The sequence below is a fragment of the Arthrobacter sp. Y3221160 genome (assembly GCF_059092585.1).
In genome coordinates this window covers 2,195,783-2,210,185 of record NZ_JBNHHU010000001.1, presented here as the reverse complement: position 1 = coordinate 2,210,185, position 14,403 = coordinate 2,195,783, and the positions used below count along the sequence as shown (strand labels likewise).

Annotated in this window: 13 protein-coding genes and 2 tRNA genes; 5 read left to right on the top strand and 10 right to left on the bottom strand. The window is 66.0% G+C overall.

Translation table 11 applies throughout. From position 1 onward, the window contains the following. Positions 1-20: 20 nt before the first annotated feature. On the top strand, positions 21-1,943 hold the full coding sequence (gene pknB / locus AC5RWG_RS10320; protein WP_494024917.1) for a Stk1 family PASTA domain-containing Ser/Thr kinase: 1,923 nt from the start codon (positions 21-23) through the stop codon (positions 1,941-1,943). 58 nt (positions 1,944-2,001) lie between these two features. On the opposite strand, the gene AC5RWG_RS10315 is transcribed toward pknB, so the two are convergent. Further along, the gene (locus tag AC5RWG_RS10315) at positions 2,002-2,646 is read right to left on the bottom strand and encodes an anthranilate synthase component II (protein ID WP_494109609.1); all 645 of its coding nucleotides are present in this window, start codon (positions 2,644-2,646) and stop codon (positions 2,002-2,004) included. Between the two features lie 267 nt (positions 2,647-2,913). On the opposite strand from AC5RWG_RS10315, the gene AC5RWG_RS10310 reads away from it, so the two are divergent. Then, complete coding sequence (locus tag AC5RWG_RS10310) at positions 2,914-3,165, top strand: cell division protein CrgA (RefSeq protein WP_494001213.1); 252 nt, start codon at positions 2,914-2,916, stop codon at positions 3,163-3,165. A 6-nt stretch (positions 3,166-3,171) separates the two neighbouring features. Further along, on the top strand, positions 3,172-4,164 hold the full coding sequence (locus AC5RWG_RS10305) for a magnesium and cobalt transport protein CorA (protein ID WP_494001212.1): 993 nt from the start codon (positions 3,172-3,174) through the stop codon (positions 4,162-4,164). An 84-nt stretch (positions 4,165-4,248) separates the two neighbouring features. Here AC5RWG_RS10305 and AC5RWG_RS10300 read toward each other — a convergent pair whose 3' ends face one another. The 3 genes from AC5RWG_RS10300 to AC5RWG_RS10290 form a co-directional block, all read right to left on the bottom strand. Then, positions 4,249-5,424, bottom strand: coding sequence for an NAD(P)-dependent malic enzyme (locus AC5RWG_RS10300; RefSeq protein WP_494013426.1), 1,176 nt, complete (start codon positions 5,422-5,424; stop codon positions 4,249-4,251). A gap of 742 nt (positions 5,425-6,166) precedes the next feature. Continuing rightward, the gene (locus AC5RWG_RS10295) at positions 6,167-7,024 is read right to left on the bottom strand and encodes a rhomboid family intramembrane serine protease (protein ID WP_494013427.1); all 858 of its coding nucleotides are present in this window, start codon (positions 7,022-7,024) and stop codon (positions 6,167-6,169) included. Between the two features lie 60 nt (positions 7,025-7,084). Then, a complete protein-coding gene (locus AC5RWG_RS10290; RefSeq protein WP_494001209.1) occupies positions 7,085-7,627 on the bottom strand; it encodes a peptidylprolyl isomerase in 543 nt (180 codons plus the stop codon). Between the two features lie 119 nt (positions 7,628-7,746). On the opposite strand from AC5RWG_RS10290, the gene AC5RWG_RS10285 reads away from it, so the two are divergent. Next, positions 7,747-8,760 carry a hypothetical protein gene (locus AC5RWG_RS10285; protein ID WP_494013429.1) on the top strand — a complete coding sequence of 338 codons (1,014 nt, stop codon included), beginning with the start codon at positions 7,747-7,749 and terminating at the stop codon, positions 8,758-8,760. Between the two features lie 125 nt (positions 8,761-8,885). Beyond that, on the top strand, positions 8,886-9,725 hold the full coding sequence (locus tag AC5RWG_RS10280) for a glycosyltransferase family 2 protein (RefSeq protein ID WP_494001207.1): 840 nt from the start codon (positions 8,886-8,888) through the stop codon (positions 9,723-9,725). 3 nt (positions 9,726-9,728) lie between these two features. Here the strand turns inward: AC5RWG_RS10280 and AC5RWG_RS10275 are convergent, their stop codons facing one another. The 6 genes from AC5RWG_RS10275 to gyrA all read right to left on the bottom strand — a co-directional run bounded on the left by AC5RWG_RS10275 (position 9,729) and on the right by gyrA (position 14,403). Next, positions 9,729-10,634: a DMT family transporter gene (locus AC5RWG_RS10275; RefSeq protein ID WP_494001206.1), complete on the bottom strand. Its 906-nt coding sequence runs from the start codon at positions 10,632-10,634 to the stop codon at positions 9,729-9,731. Positions 10,635-10,771: 137 nt separating this feature from the next. Beyond that, positions 10,772-10,844: transfer RNA gene (locus AC5RWG_RS10270), tRNA-Ala, on the bottom strand. Positions 10,845-10,881: 37 nt separating this feature from the next. Further along, entirely contained in the window at positions 10,882-10,998 is a 117-nt protein-coding gene (locus AC5RWG_RS10265; protein WP_494001205.1) for a DLW-39 family protein, read from the bottom strand. Between the two features lie 35 nt (positions 10,999-11,033). Continuing rightward, positions 11,034-11,107 (bottom strand) — tRNA-Ile (locus tag AC5RWG_RS10260). 60 nt (positions 11,108-11,167) lie between these two features. After that, positions 11,168-11,731 carry a DUF3566 domain-containing protein gene (locus tag AC5RWG_RS10255; protein ID WP_493978245.1) on the bottom strand — a complete coding sequence of 188 codons (564 nt, stop codon included), beginning with the start codon at positions 11,729-11,731 and terminating at the stop codon, positions 11,168-11,170. After that, positions 11,728-14,403 carry a DNA gyrase subunit A gene (gene gyrA, locus AC5RWG_RS10250; RefSeq protein ID WP_494001204.1) on the bottom strand — a complete coding sequence of 892 codons (2,676 nt, stop codon included), beginning with the start codon at positions 14,401-14,403 and terminating at the stop codon, positions 11,728-11,730. Before gyrA ends, AC5RWG_RS10255 begins: the two co-directional genes overlap by 4 nt.

Sequence of the window (14,403 nt, the reverse complement as noted above, 5' to 3'; positions counted from 1 at the left end):
TGATGGAAGGACGACAACCAGTGGACTCGCCGCACATCCTGGCTGGCCGCTACGAGGTGGGGGAACTCATCGGACGCGGCGGGATGGCCGATGTGCTGCTGGGCCGTGACATCCGCCTGGGCCGCTCGGTGGCGGTCAAGCAGCTGCGGACCGACCTGGCCCGCGACCCGATGCTCCAGTCCCGGTTTCGGCGCGAAGCCCAGGCGGTGGCCGGGCTGAACCACCCGGCAATCGTTGCCGTGTACGACACGGGGGACATGGATCTTCCCGGCGCGGCGGAGCACGACGTCAAGGTCCCGTTCATCGTGATGGAGTACGTCCGGGGCCGGACGCTGCGTGAATTCATCAAGGGCCGCGAGCTGGGCATCGAGGACTCGGTCCGCTATGCCCTCGGCGTCCTGGCCGCGCTCGAATACAGCCACCGCTCGGGCATTGTGCACCGCGACATCAAGCCGGCCAACGTCATGGTCACGCCCGAGGGCAACGTGAAGGTGATGGACTTCGGCATCGCGCGTGCGCTGGCCGATTCGGCCGCGACGATGACGCAGACCCAGGCGGTTCTGGGGACCGCACAGTACCTTTCCCCGGAGCAGGCCCGGGGTGAAGCCGTGGACGCGCGCAGCGACTTGTACTCGGCCGCCTGCCTGCTCTACGAAATGCTTGCCGGTCGTCCGCCCTTCATCGGTGACAGCCCGGTGTCCGTGGCCTACCAGCACGTCCGCGAACTCCCCGAACCGGCGAGCCGCTTCAATCCTGACGTTACGCCTGCCTTGGATTCCGTACTGGAACATGCGCTGCAAAAAGACAAGGCGGACCGGTTCCAGACGGCCGCTGCCTTCGCGGACGCGCTGCGTGCGGCGCTGGGCGGGACGCCGCACCAGGCGGCCGGGCCGGCGACGGAAGCGTTTCCCGCACTGGCTCCCGCCACCGAACTAATCACCCAGCCGGCCCACGCCGTGGCCGGGGAAACTCCTGACCTGTCCCACACCGCCTACTCGCCTGATGACGACGCCGGGCCGGAAACGGCCTCCTACGACCGCGGGCAGCTTCCCACCGCCTTGGCCGTGGGCAGTGAAGACGACATCGAACCCGAGCGCCGGGCCAAGCGCCGGGCATGGATCGTCACGCTGATCATTGCCTTGCTGCTGGTCCTGGTGGGCGGAGGCTACTACGTCTACAACATGCTGGTGCAGAACGCCGTCCCGGATACGGTTGCCGTTCCGGCTGTGGCGGGGATGGACCAGAACGCCGCCACCAACGCCATCTGGGCAGCGGATCTCAAGCCACGGGTTGAACAGGAGTTCAGCGACGACGTCGAGGCGGGCATGGCAACCCGAACCGATCCGGACGTCGGAGAACAGCTGGAACCGGGCAGCCAGGTCGTGGTCTACATCTCCGAGGGTAGCGAATTTGCTACCATTCCCAAGGACCTGGCCGGCCGCACCGAGGCGGAGGTCCGGGACAAGCTCCGGAATCTGGGCCTGGAACCGGGGGAAAACGTCCCGGCGAACAGTGCCTCCATGCCGCGCGGGAATGTGGTGACCACCAAGCCCGCCCCCGGCGAGAAGGTCAAGACCGGTTCCACGGTGGACCTGGTCATCTCGAACGGCATGGTGCGCGTTCCGGCCCTGATGAACAAAACTGTTGAAGAAGCCGGCACGATGCTGGAAGACGCGGCCGTTGCCCTGCCCTACCGGGTACAAGAGGTCGACAACGAGGTGGTCGCACCCGGCACCGTCGTCGGCCAGAGCGTTAAAGCGGGAACGGACGTCGAACAGGGGACTGAGATAGTCCTGACCGTTGCGGTTGCACCGCCGCCCCCCGAGCCCTCCGAAACGCCTGCGCCCGACCCGGATGAGGGCTCCGACAGAGGCAACAACTCCGGCAACGGGAACGGCCGCGGCAACGGGAACGGCCGGGGCAACGGGAACAGCGACGACTGACAGCATCCGTGGCAGCCTGGTCCCCGCGACCGGTCGCGCGGTCCCGCCCCGGAGCGGTTCAGTGGGTAATGAGCGGGCTGAGCGCGGCGGCGCGTTCGGCCGTTCCCTCCGCGCCGAGCGACTCTAGCCAGTTACCGAGCATCAGGTAGCCGCCTTCGGTCAGCACCGATTCGGGATGGAACTGCACGCCCCACAGCGGCGCGCTCCGATGGGCCAGCCCCATCACGACTCCGCTGTCGGTCTCCGCGGTGATTTCGAGTTCGGCAGGGATGGTGCTGCGCACGGCCGCCAGCGAGTGGTAGCGGGTGGCCGTGAACGGGTTCGGAACGCCCAGGAAGGCGTTCTGGTCGCCGTGGGTCACGTGCGAGGTCTTCCCGTGCATCAATTCGGGGGCATGGGTGACGGTGGCGCCATAGGCCTCGGCCAACGCCTGGTGGCCCAGGCACACGCCGAACATCGGCTTTGCTTCCCGGCCGCACCAACGGATCAGCTCGACGCAGATGCCCGCCTCGGCAGGCGTTCCCGGGCCGGGGGAGACCAAGACCCCGTCGCGGACTCCGGCCAGTTCAACCGCTTCCTCGAGGGTGACGTCATCGTTGCGCACCACAGTCGTTTCCGCGCCGAGTTCCTGAAGGTAGCCGACCAGGGTGTAGACGAAGCTGTCATAGTTGTCGATGACGAGGATGCGCGGAGTCTTGCTCATGTGACGGTCGTGCCAATCGTGGAGTTGTTCCGGGACGGGGACTGCGGGAGCCGGTCGGCACTCCGTCGGGGGAACGGGAGCCAAGGCGGCAACAGCAGCACTCACACTATGATCGGTCCCCCGCGGTGATCCCGGCAAATGCGCGGCGGCGAACGTCACATACATTGGCTAGACTAAACAGCTAGACGGTCGGCGGCGGCGGACTCGCGTGAAGATCGCGGCCCCGGCCTGCCAGTGCCAACCACCCCTTGATGCCCCGGAGGATCTGTGCCCGAGTCGAAGCGCCGCAAGAGGACCGAACGGCGTCCCGAGGAATTGACCGCCAAAGGCAATAAGCCCAACCCCGTGTGGTTCAAACCGGTCATGTTCGGCCTCATGATCATCGGCCTGCTGTGGATCATCGTTTTCTACATCACGCAGGGAGCGTGGCCGCTGCCGGCAGCAGGGTCCTGGAACATCATGATCGGGTTCGGCATCGCCATCGCGGGCTTCCTGATGACGACCAGGTGGCGCTCGTAGGCAGTCATGCTGGTTGATAACGGCATCTACGTCGACGGCGTCCGTGCCGCAACGCCCGAAACCCTGGAGCAGACGTTCAGCGAGCTGCACCGGTACTCGGGCATGGCGTGGATAGGGCTCTACCGGCCGAGCGAGCCGGAGCTGGCCGCCGTGGCAGCGGAGTTCGATCTTCACCACCTGGCCGTGGAGGACGCCTTGCGCGGCCATCAGCGGGCCAAGCTGGAACAGTACGGCCGCACGCTGTTCACCGTCCTCCGGCCCGCGCGCTACATCGACGAAACGGAGAAGGTGGAGTTCGGCGAACTGCATGTCTTCATGGGGCGGGACTTCCTGATCACCGTCAGGCACGCGGAGTCGCCGGATCTGGCCCACGTGCGGCAGCGTATGGAGTCCGTGCCCGACCTGCTGGCGACGGGACCGCAGGCGGCGCTCTACGCGGTCCTGGACCAGGTCGTCGACGAGTACGAACCCGTGGTGCTCGGCCTGGAGAACGACATCGACGAGATCGAAGACCAGCTCTTCGGCGGCGATCCCGACGTTTCCCGACGGATCTACGAGCTGCTGCGCGAAGTCATCGAGTTCCAGCGTGCCCTGCACCCGCTGGAGGGGATGATCGCCGTCCTCGAACGAGGCACCAAAAACCCTGACCTGGACCTTGAGGTGGCCCGCGGGTTGCGCGACGTCGAGGACCATGTCATCCGGCTGAACGAGCGCGTCGACGCCTTCCGTGCCGTCCTGCAGAACGCCCTGAGCCTCAGCTCCACCCTGCAGGCCCAGAAACTCACCGAAACCAGTGTTGCCCAGAACGAACAGGTCAAGCGCATCTCGTCCTGGGCGGCCATACTCTTCGCCCCGACTTTGGTGGCCGCCGTCTACGGGATGAACTTCACGGTGATGCCGGAACTGGACTGGGCGTTCGGCTACCCGATGTCGCTGGTTCTGATGTTCCTGACGGCCCTCGGGCTTTACTGGTTCTTCAGGCGCAACCGATGGCTCTAAAGCCCGCCTGACCGGGCAGGTGCGCCGGAAGCCCGCTCCCGGGATACGGGGACGGGCCCCGGCAGGGCGGCTGCCAGGGTAGGCTCAGCCGGCGTCTGCGGCGGCCATCACGGCAGCGGTAACGGCCGGGGCCACCCGGGGGTCCAGCGGGCTGGGGATGATGTAATCGGCCGCGAGGTCTTCCCCAACGATTCCCGCGATTGCCTCGGCCGCGGCAACCTTCATGGCCGGGGTGATGCGGCGGGCACCCGCGTCCAGTGCGCCGCGGAAGATGCCCGGGAAAGCCAGGACGTTGTTGATCTGGTTGGGGAAATCGCTGCGGCCGGTGGCCACAACCTTCGCGAACTTCGCGGCGGTCTCCGGGTGTACTTCCGGATCCGGGTTGGACAGCGCGAAGATGATGGCGTCGTCGGACATCTTCTCCAGGGTCTCTTCCGGGATCGTGCCGGAGGAGACCCCGATCAGCACGTCTGCCCCGTCGAGCGCCTGCGCGCTGCCGCCGGTGACTCCGCGCGGGTTTGTGCGGGCAGCATAGGAGGCCTTGACCTCGGTCAAATCGCCGCGGTCGCCGTGGATGATGCCGCGCGAATCCAGCAGGATCACGTCGGCAACGCCGGCGGCCAGGAGGATTTCGGCGACGGCGATGCCCGCCGCGCCCGCGCCCGAAATAACCACCTTGAGCGACGCCAGCTCGCGGTTGACCACCTGGGCGGCATTGGTCAGCGCCGCAAGGGCTACCACGGCGGTGCCGTGCTGGTCGTCGTGCATGACCGGCATGTCCAGGGCCTCGATGAGGCGGGCTTCGAGCTCGAAGCAGCGTGGCGCCGAAATGTCTTCAAGGTTGACGGCGCCGAAGCTCGACCGCAGCCGCACCAGGGTCTCAATGATCTCGTCAACGTCGGTGGTCTCGAGTACCAGCGGGATGGAGTCCAGTCCGGCAAACTGCTTGAAGAGGGCAGCCTTCCCCTCCATCACCGGCAGTGACGCAGCCGCCCCGATGTTGCCCAACCCCAGCACCGCGGTGCCGTCGGAGACCACTGCCACCAGCCGGGAGGCCCACGTGTACTTCCCGGCCATTTCCGGGTCGGCGTTGATGGCGCGGCTGACTTGGGCCACACCCGGCGTGTAGGCGATGGAGAGATCGCGCTTGGTGTCCAACGGTGCGGTGAGGCCAATCTGCAGCTTGCCGCCCTCATGGGCGCTGAAGATCTCCTCGCGGGTGAGGTCGATTCGTGTGGAGTTGCCGGTTTCGGTAGTCACGTAGATTCCTTCTGTTGTTCCTTCCCTTCACGGGAGGGAGCTTGGATGGCCCGGCCTGCGACAGGCCGGTAGGAAGCAGATCCTCCGAGAGGCCGCAGCCGGCCGTTCACAAGGCATGGGGCGCGGCGCATTCGATCCGACTATCGCCTGGGTCCGGGACGGCCGCGTGGGCCCCGTGGCTGGTCGAGCGAGGGGACCGGATTTCAAGGCTACCTGAAGGCCGGTTTGCAGGGTCTGCATATGTCTTCGGCCGGACGAATGTTTCGCCTTTTCCACTGTAGTGCCCGGCTAATTGCAGGGGCTGCAGGCTTAGTTGTCCACGTTTTCACAGTTGTAGACCGAACTTATCCACAGACGTGCATAACTTTGGGGATTACTTCCGTCCACCCCTTCTGTCACCTGCCATCACGTTATCCACAGCTGTGGAATTACATGTGTGTAACTTATCCTCACTGTGCATAACTCCTGTGCATAACATCCTTTCACCTCAGCGAGGGCCGCGGAGCTTTCCACAGCCAGCCCACAGGATGGGGAAAGCAGGTTGGGGAAAACGCGCAGTTGCACGGCAGGCGCGCCGGAGGGAGTGAGAGGGGCTCGGGCACAGCGTGCGCCTGCAGCCAGCCCCCGGGCGGGACTGCCCGGAGATTGCCGGTCCGGCAAACGGGACCACACAGGAAAGGCGGGCAGGAACCGCGTCCTCCAGGACACTTTTCCTGCCCGCCTTGGCGGAAGCCGGCCGGGGTTACGTCATCGCCTTCAGGGCAGTGACCGCCACCAGCACAAGGAGTATGGCAGCCAGCCCGGTGAACTGGACAACGCTTCGATTCTTTCCCTTCGGCGCGTAGGCCAGCACCACAGCGGACAAGGCACCAACCAGCAGTCCGCCCAAGTGCGCCTGCCAGGCAATGCCGGAGACCACGAATCCGAGCACCGCGTTGATGCCAATCAGCACCAACAGCGATCTGACCTCGCCGCCGCGTTGCCGCTGCACGATGAACAGTGCGCCGAAGAGGCCGAAAATGGCCCCTGAGGCGCCGACCACGGGAATGTTGGGAGCGGAGAGCAGGAGTACGCCGACCGAGCCGCCGAAGCCGGAAAGCAGGTACAGCCCAAGGAACCTCAGCCGCCCCAACAGGGGCTCCAGGTGCCGGCCCAGGATCCACAAGGCGTAGAGGTTGAAGGCAATGTGCAGGAGGAAATTCGGCGAATGCAGAAAAGCCGAGGTGATCATCCGCCACGGTTCCGGCGCGTAGAACGGATTTGGAAGGGTGTAGACCGGCGCGTACAGGAACCTTTCGGTGAAGCCGGGAACGACCCACTGCAGCAGATAGGCAACGGCGCAGATGCCGATCAGTGTCAGCGTGACCACGGGACGGCCGACCGCGGCCACCCCGCCATAGACGGTACGGACAGTCGGCATGCTGCGCGCCGCTTCGTTGACGCAGTCGACGCACTGGACGCCAACCGACGCCGTGCGCTGGCATTCCGGACAGGCCGGGCGTCCGCAACGCTGGCAGCGCACGTAGGAGACGCGGTCCGGATGCCGCGGGCAGACGGGGACATCGGTCTGCGGCGGTTCGGCCGGCATTCCGTAGGACATGGAGGCGCTCCTGCTGGGAAAAGGTCCCCGCCCGGGTTCCGGGCGGGGACATTAGGCAACTTAGAGCTGCTCGACCGTGATGTTCTTGATGACCACGTCTTCCAGCGGCTTGTCCCGCTGGTCGGTAGCCACCGCGTTGAGGGAATCGACGACGGCGCGGGAAGCTTCGTCCGTGACGTCGCCGAAGATCGTGTGCTTGCCCTGCAGCCAGGTGGTGGGAACGGTAGTGATGAAGAACTGCGAGCCGTTGGTGCCGCGGCCCCCCTGGATGCCGGCGTTGGCCATGGCCAGCTTGTAGGGCTCGTTAAAGTTCAGGTCGGGGTTGATTTCGTCGTCGAACTGGTAGCCCGGGCCGCCGATGCCCTGGCCCAGCGGATCGCCGCCCTGGAGCATGAAGTCCTTAATGATGCGGTGGAAGATGACGCCGTCGTAGAGCGGAGCGTTCGTCTCTTCGCCGGTCTGCGGGTGCTTCCAGGTGATCTCGCCGGTGGCCAGCCCGATGAAATTCTTCACGGTTTTCGGGGCGTGGTTGCCGAACAGGTTCACCACGATGTCGCCGTGGTTGGTGTGGATAGTGGCCTTAGCTGTAGCAATAGCAGTCATGGCACCATTCTTCCACGGCGATTCCCCTGGGTTCCCGCCGGCGGCCGGTTCCGCGATGAGTGAAAATCCCGCGCGTTTCATCGCCGGCATAGCCGTCTGCAAGTGCAGGAAGTAGGCTGATGAACGACCGTCACCATTTCCGGGAGGTAGTAGTGAAGAAGACCAAACGAATAGCTCACGACGCAGAAGGCAATGTTTTTGTCCTCGTGGGAACAGCCAAGGACTGGGCCTCTCCCAAGATGGCAGCCGCGCGGAACTGGGCCGTCCCGCGGATCGAAAAGAGCATTGAGACCGCTTCACCGCGCATCCAGGGGGGGCTGCAGAAGGCCGCCAAGGATCTTTCCCACTCCGTAGTAACTGTGACGCCGAGGATCCAGGAGGGATTGGACAGCCTGGCCCCGAAGATTTCCCACGTTGTGGATGAGGCTGCTCCGCGCATCCAGGAGACCCTGGACCGGGCGGCCCCCGCCATCACACATGCCCGGGACAAAGTAGTCGACGAGTACATCCCGACCGTCTCAGCACGGCTCGCCGCTACCGCAGACCAGGTCGCGAAGACGCTGGACAAGACCGCGCTGCCCGTTTCGGTGCAGGCCGCCGTCGTCAAGGCGGGCGGATCCAAGCGCGCCCTCAAGAAAGCCCAAAAGGCAGCCGCCGGGCATGCCAGGAAGGCTGCCAAGGAGCTGAAAAACCAGCAGAAGTCCGGGGGCGGCAAGGGTTGGCTGATCGTGGGCATCCTCGCGGCCGCGGCAACGGCGGGAGTGGCCGCATGGCGGGCTGCCCGGCCGGTCGAAGATCCGTGGAAGACGCCGGTCCAGCCGACGAGTGCGACTCCGGCACCGGGTCAGGTTTCCACCACCACCAGTCCGTCGAGCTCGAGCTCCGCCTCGACTTCCACAACTTCCACCTCGACAGGTACCGCCGGGGCTGCCGAAACCGCAACAGCCAAACACGCTGCAGCCCCGGCCACCTCGGATGCCGCAGCGGGTACCTCTGTCTCCGATAAGGGTTCCGAGGCCGCGGCAGCCACGGCCAAGACGACCGGCAACGGCCCCACCCGCTCCGCGCGGGCGGCCGGCCAGAAGGCTGCGGAAGCTGCCGACGCTGCCGCCGAGAAGGACACCAAGAAGTAGTTTTCCTTCAGCACACGCCGTAATGGGAGCTCCCCGAAGGGGAGCTCCCATTGTTCTCTCCCGTCCCATCCCCTTCACGACCCGCTTCCCGGACTCCCGGCAAGCCTGCTGGTAGATTTCATGCCGTGAGAAGTGCTGCGCCCAGCGTGTCGATCGTCATCCCGGCCTTCAATGAAGAGTCGGTTATCCGCCAATGCGTCTACGCCGCGGTATGCCAGTCCGTGGCACCCTGGGAAATCATCGTCGTGGACAACAAATCGACCGACGGGACAGCCGACCTGGTCCGGGCCATGCAGGCCGAATACCCCGATGTTCCCCTGATCCTGCTCGAGCAGGATGCGGAGCAAGGCCTGATCCCCACGCGCAACTTCGGCCTGGACCATGCCACCGGAGAAGTCCTGGGCAGGATCGACGCTGATTCCGTCCTGGAGCCCGACTGGGTTGAGCGCGTGCAAGCGGCTTTCGCCGACCCGGAAGTGATGGCGTGCACCGGTCCGGTGCTGTACTACGACATGCCGCTGCGGCGCTTCGGCCTCCAGGCCGACGACCGCCTGCGCCGCTTCGTTCTGAAACTGGCCAAGAAGCAGTACCACTTCCTCTTCGGATCCAACATGGCCATCCGCCGCGGAGCCTGGGACATTATCCGCAACGAGGTTTGCCGTGATGAGGCGGACGAGATGCACGAGGACATCGATATCTCCGTTCATCTGGCCGACCACGCGCTCAGGATCCAATACGTGCCGGAAATGATCAGCGGCATGTCGGCCCGGAGGCTGGAAGATTCGCCCAAGGACTACCGGTACTACGTCACGCGCTTCGAGCGCACCTACAACGTCCACAAGATCGACCGCCGCATGGCGCGGGTGCCGATGCTGATCTTCATGAGCGTCTACTACCCCGCAAAGCTGCTGCGCCGGGTCCACCAGGCCCGCACGCAGGTCCGCGTGACGCGCGGCGGGCTGTAGCCGTTAGTCCCTCCCGGGTCCGCTGGCTTCCGGCACCGGGTTGCGTCCCTGCACCTTCGACCTGTTCTGGGAAAGCACGACGGCGGCCAGGCCCGCCAGGATCAGTGCCAGGCCCGCGTAGGTGCCCCACGGAAGGGTCTCGCCGAGGAACAGGGCCGCCAGGGCGGCGGCTCCGGGGATTTCCAGCAGGATGATCATTGAAACCACCAGCGGACTCAGGACAGCCAGCAGGTGGTTCAGCACCGAGTGGCCCAGCAACTGGGCCACCACGGTCACGGCCAGGATCCCGGCCCAGGCTTGGGGCGGGAACCCGGCGAGCGGCTGTCCGAAAGCCAACGCCATAGCCAGCAGGATGAGTGCGCACAATCCGTAACAGATGGTGGTGTACGGTCCCGTGGACAGCCGGCGCCGTACCCGGCCGCCGGCCATCGTATACACCCCGGCCATGGCCCCGCCGACCAGGCCGAGCAGGTCGCCCAGCAGTGCCTCTCTGGAGAGCCGCAGGTCGAACCCGGAGATCACCAGTACGCCGGCGAACGCGAGCCCGACACCGCACAAGATCAGCCGGGACGCCTTGATGCCGCGCAGCCGGTTGAACAGGACGATCCAGGCCGACTGCAGGCAGACCAAAGCAGTCGCCGCCGCCACCGAGGTCAGCTGCAACGCGGTGATGAAACAGGCGAAGTGGAGCGCCAACGCGACGGCCGCCACCGCGCTGAAGCCGATGTCCGACGTCGTCAGCTTCCGGAACTCCTGGCGCCGGCCGATCGCCGAGGGTACTCCCATCACGACGGCGCCGATGATGTTCCGCCAGAATGCGATGGCCAGGGCGGGGGCGGCAGTGGCAGCCATGATGGGACCGGACGCGGAGATGCCGAGCACAGCCAGTGTGGCCAGGAAAATGATCACACCTTCAGCCTAGGGGTGAACCCTGCCAAACCCATCCCGCCGCGGCCGCGGGGGGCGAACGCAGCGGGGGAGCGAACGCAGCGAGGGAGCGAACGCAGCGAGGCCCCGATCCGTAGATCGGGGCCTCGCATTTCCGGTGGAGGCAAGGGGACTCGAACCCCTAACCCCCTGCTTGCAAAGCAGGTGCGCTACCAATTGCGCCATGCCCCCGGAGGGTCCGGCCGGTCGGACCGGCCGATGCTTTGAGTCACTCGACCTTGTCGGTCGCGCGGCTCCAAGCGGATTTCTCCGCTTCGGATTCCTGCCACTTCTTGTACGCGAAGACACCCGCGGCCGCGGCCGCCATCAGCAGCAACTTCTTCACGGTGTCCTCCCGACATCGGTGGGATCAGTCATCCGTGGGCGTACCAGGACTTGAACCTGGGACCTCTTCGTTATCAGCGAAGCGCTCTAACCGCCTGAGCTATACGCCCCCTGCCCTTGCGGGCCGAGATACGACTTTACAGTACGCCGGGCCGGAACTTCAAATCCGCTCAGTCGTCCGTCAGCGTGACCCCGATGCCGCCGACCAGCGTCGCCGAGATGTTGTAAAGCACCGCGGACAGCATGGCCAGTGCGGTCAGCAGGACCACGTTCACGACGGCGATGATGGTGGCGAAGGACGCTACCTGTCCCAGCGAGGCGTAGGACCGCAGGTCGAATCCGCCGCCCTCGGTGCCCGCGACTTCCGTCAGCAGCCCGTTGACCCGGTCAAAGATGCCCGTGATGTCCAGCGTCGTCCACAGGACGATGGAGGCCACCACGGTGACGATGCCGAGGGCGACGGAGAGCAGGAAGGCCATCTTCAGCACCGACCACGGGTCTACCTTGCTGACCAGCAGGCGGGCACGGCGGACCTTGGCCTTCGGAGCCGGACGCACGAGTCCTGGACGGGCGGGCTGGCCGGCCGGTCGCTGGGCGCCGTTGGCCGGACGCTGTCCGCTGTTCGCCGGGCGCTGGGCCGGGCGTGCCGGCGTGCCGCCGCTGCGAGTGGTAGCCCGGGGCGCGTTGGCCGGCTGCGGGCGCGTGCCCGGCCGTGGCGTTTTAGGTGTACTCACTCGTTACCTCCGATTTCCGGCGCCGGCGTTTCGGCTGCGGACTGCGTCATGTCTGCGTTCAACGGTACTTCATCGGTTGCCTGCTGCGCAGATTCGGCGCCGGTTGTGCCGCCGGTTTCGGGACCTTGGGGCGCGTCCGGCGTGTCGGTGCCTTCCTCGTCCGCGGCCAGGCCTCGTTCGGAGTTCCGGGCGACGGCGATGATGCGGTCTTTCTTGTCCGGCTTGGCGAAGATGACGCCCATGGTGTCGCGGCCCCTGACGGGGACACCGGCGACGGAGGAGCGGACCACCTTGCCGCTTTCCATCACCACCAGCACCTCGTCTTCCTCCTGCACAATGAGTGCGCCGACCAGATGCCCGCGTTCTTCCTGGTACTTGCCCACCTTGATGCCCAGGCCGCCGCGCCCCTGGACCCGGTATTCGTCGGCCTTGGTCCGCTTGGCGTAACCGCCGGCGGTCACGATGAAGACGTAGGAGTCCTCGCGCAGCACGCCGGCGACCAGCAGTTCGTCGTCCTCACGGAACTTCATGCCGGTCACACCGGACGTGGCGCGTCCCATCGGCCGCAGTGCCTCGTCCGTCGCGGTGAAGCGCAGGGACTGGCCGCGCCGGGAGACCAGCATCATGTCGTCGGTCTCGGCGACCAGCCGCGCCGAAACGAGCTCGTCGCCGTCGCGCAGGTTGATCGCGATGACGCCGGCGGAACGGTTCGTGTCGTAGTCCTCCAGCCGGGTCTTCTTGATCAGGCCGCGTTTGGTGGCCAGCACCAGGTAGGGGGCCTGCTGGTAGTCCTTCAGGTCCATGACCTGGGCAATGTGCTCGTCCGGCTGGAAGGCCAGCAGGTTCGCCACGTGCTGGCCCTTGGCGTCGCGGCCGCCTTCGGCCAGCTCGTACGTCTTGGCCCGGTACACCCGGCCCAGGTTGGTAAAGAACAGCAGCCAGTGGTGCGTCGTGGTGACGAAGAAGTGCTCGACCACGTCGTCGCCGCGGAGCTGGGCGCCGCGTACTCCCTTGCCGCCTCGCTGCTGGGACCGGTAGTTGTCGCTGCGGGTGCGCTTGACGTATCCGCCGCGGGTGATGGTCACCACCATCTCCTCTTCGGGGATGAGGTCTTCCATGCTCATGTCCCCGCCGTAGCCCATCATGATCTGGGTCCGGCGGTCGTCACCGTACTTGCCGGTGATCTCGGCGAGTTCCTCGCTGACGATGCTGCGCTGGGCTTCTTCGGACGCGAGGATTCGGTTGAACTCTTGGATCATCCGCTCGAGCTCGGCGTGGCGGTCCTGGATCTTCTGCCGTTCCAAGGCGGCCAGCCGGCGCAACTGCATGTTCAGGATGGCCGAGGCCTGGTCCGTGTCGATGTCCAGCAGCTGCATCAGGCCGTCGCGGGCTTCTTCCGTGGTGGACGAGGCGCGGATCAGGGCGATGACTTCATCGAGCGCATCCAGGGCCTTGAGCAGGCCACGCAGGATATGCGCTTCTTCCTCGGCCTTGCGCAGCCTGAAGCGGGTGCGCCGGACGATGACTTCCAGCTGGTGGGTGACCCAGTGGCGGATAAAGGCGTCGAGGGTCAGGGTGCGGGGCACGCCGTCGACGATCGCGAGCATGTTGGCCGCGAAGTTCTCCTGCAGGGAGGTGTGCTTGTAGAGGTTGTTCAGCACCACCTTGGCCACGGCGTCGCGCTTGAGCACGATGACCAGGCGCTGTCCCGTGCGGCCGGAGGTCTCGTCGCGCAGGTCGGCGATGCCGGCGACCCTGCCTTCCTTGGCCAGCTCGGCGATCTTCATGGCCAGGTTGTCCGGGTTCGCCTGGTACGGAAGTTCCGTGACCACCAGGCAGGTCCGGCCCTGGATTTCCTCCACGTTGACCACGGCGCGCATGGTGATGGAGCCGCGGCCGGTGCGGTAGGCGTCCTCGATGCCCTTGTGGCCCAGGATCTGAGCGCCGGTGGGGAAATCGGGCCCCTTGATCCGCTGGATCAGCGCTTCGAGGAGTTCTTCACGGCTGGCGGTGGGATTGTCCAGGTACCACTGGACGCCGTCGGCCACTTCGCGCAGGTTGTGCGGCGGAATGTTGGTGGCCATGCCGACGGCGATGCCCGAGGAACCGTTGACCAGCAGGTTCGGGAAGCGGGCCGGCAGGACGGTCGGTTCCTGGTTCTTGCCGTCGTAGTTGTCCTGGAAATCGACGGTGTCCTCGTCGATGTCGCGGACCATTTCCAGCGCCAGCGGCGCCATCTTGGTTTCCGTGTACCGGGGGGCGGCCGCGCCGTCGTTGCCGGGCGAGCCGAAGTTGCCCTGCCCCAGCGCCAGCGGGTAGCGCATGGTCCAGTCCTGGATCAGGCGGACCAGGGCATCGTAGATGGCCATGTCGCCGTGCGGGTGGTACTGGCCCATGACCTCGCCCACCACGCGGGCGCACTTGTTGAAGGATCGCTCGGGGCGGTAACCGCCGTCGAACATCGCGTACAGCACCCGCCGGTGCACCGGCTTGAGGCCGTCGCGGACGTCCGGCAGGGCGCGCCCGACGATGACCGCCATGGCATAGTCCAGGTAGGACCGCTGCATTTCGGTCTGGAGGTCGACCTGCTCCACCCGGTCGGTCAGGATTTCGCCCTCGATCGGCTCATCGCCGGTGCCTGCGGGCAGGTCGGGCGTCTCTTCGTCGCTCAT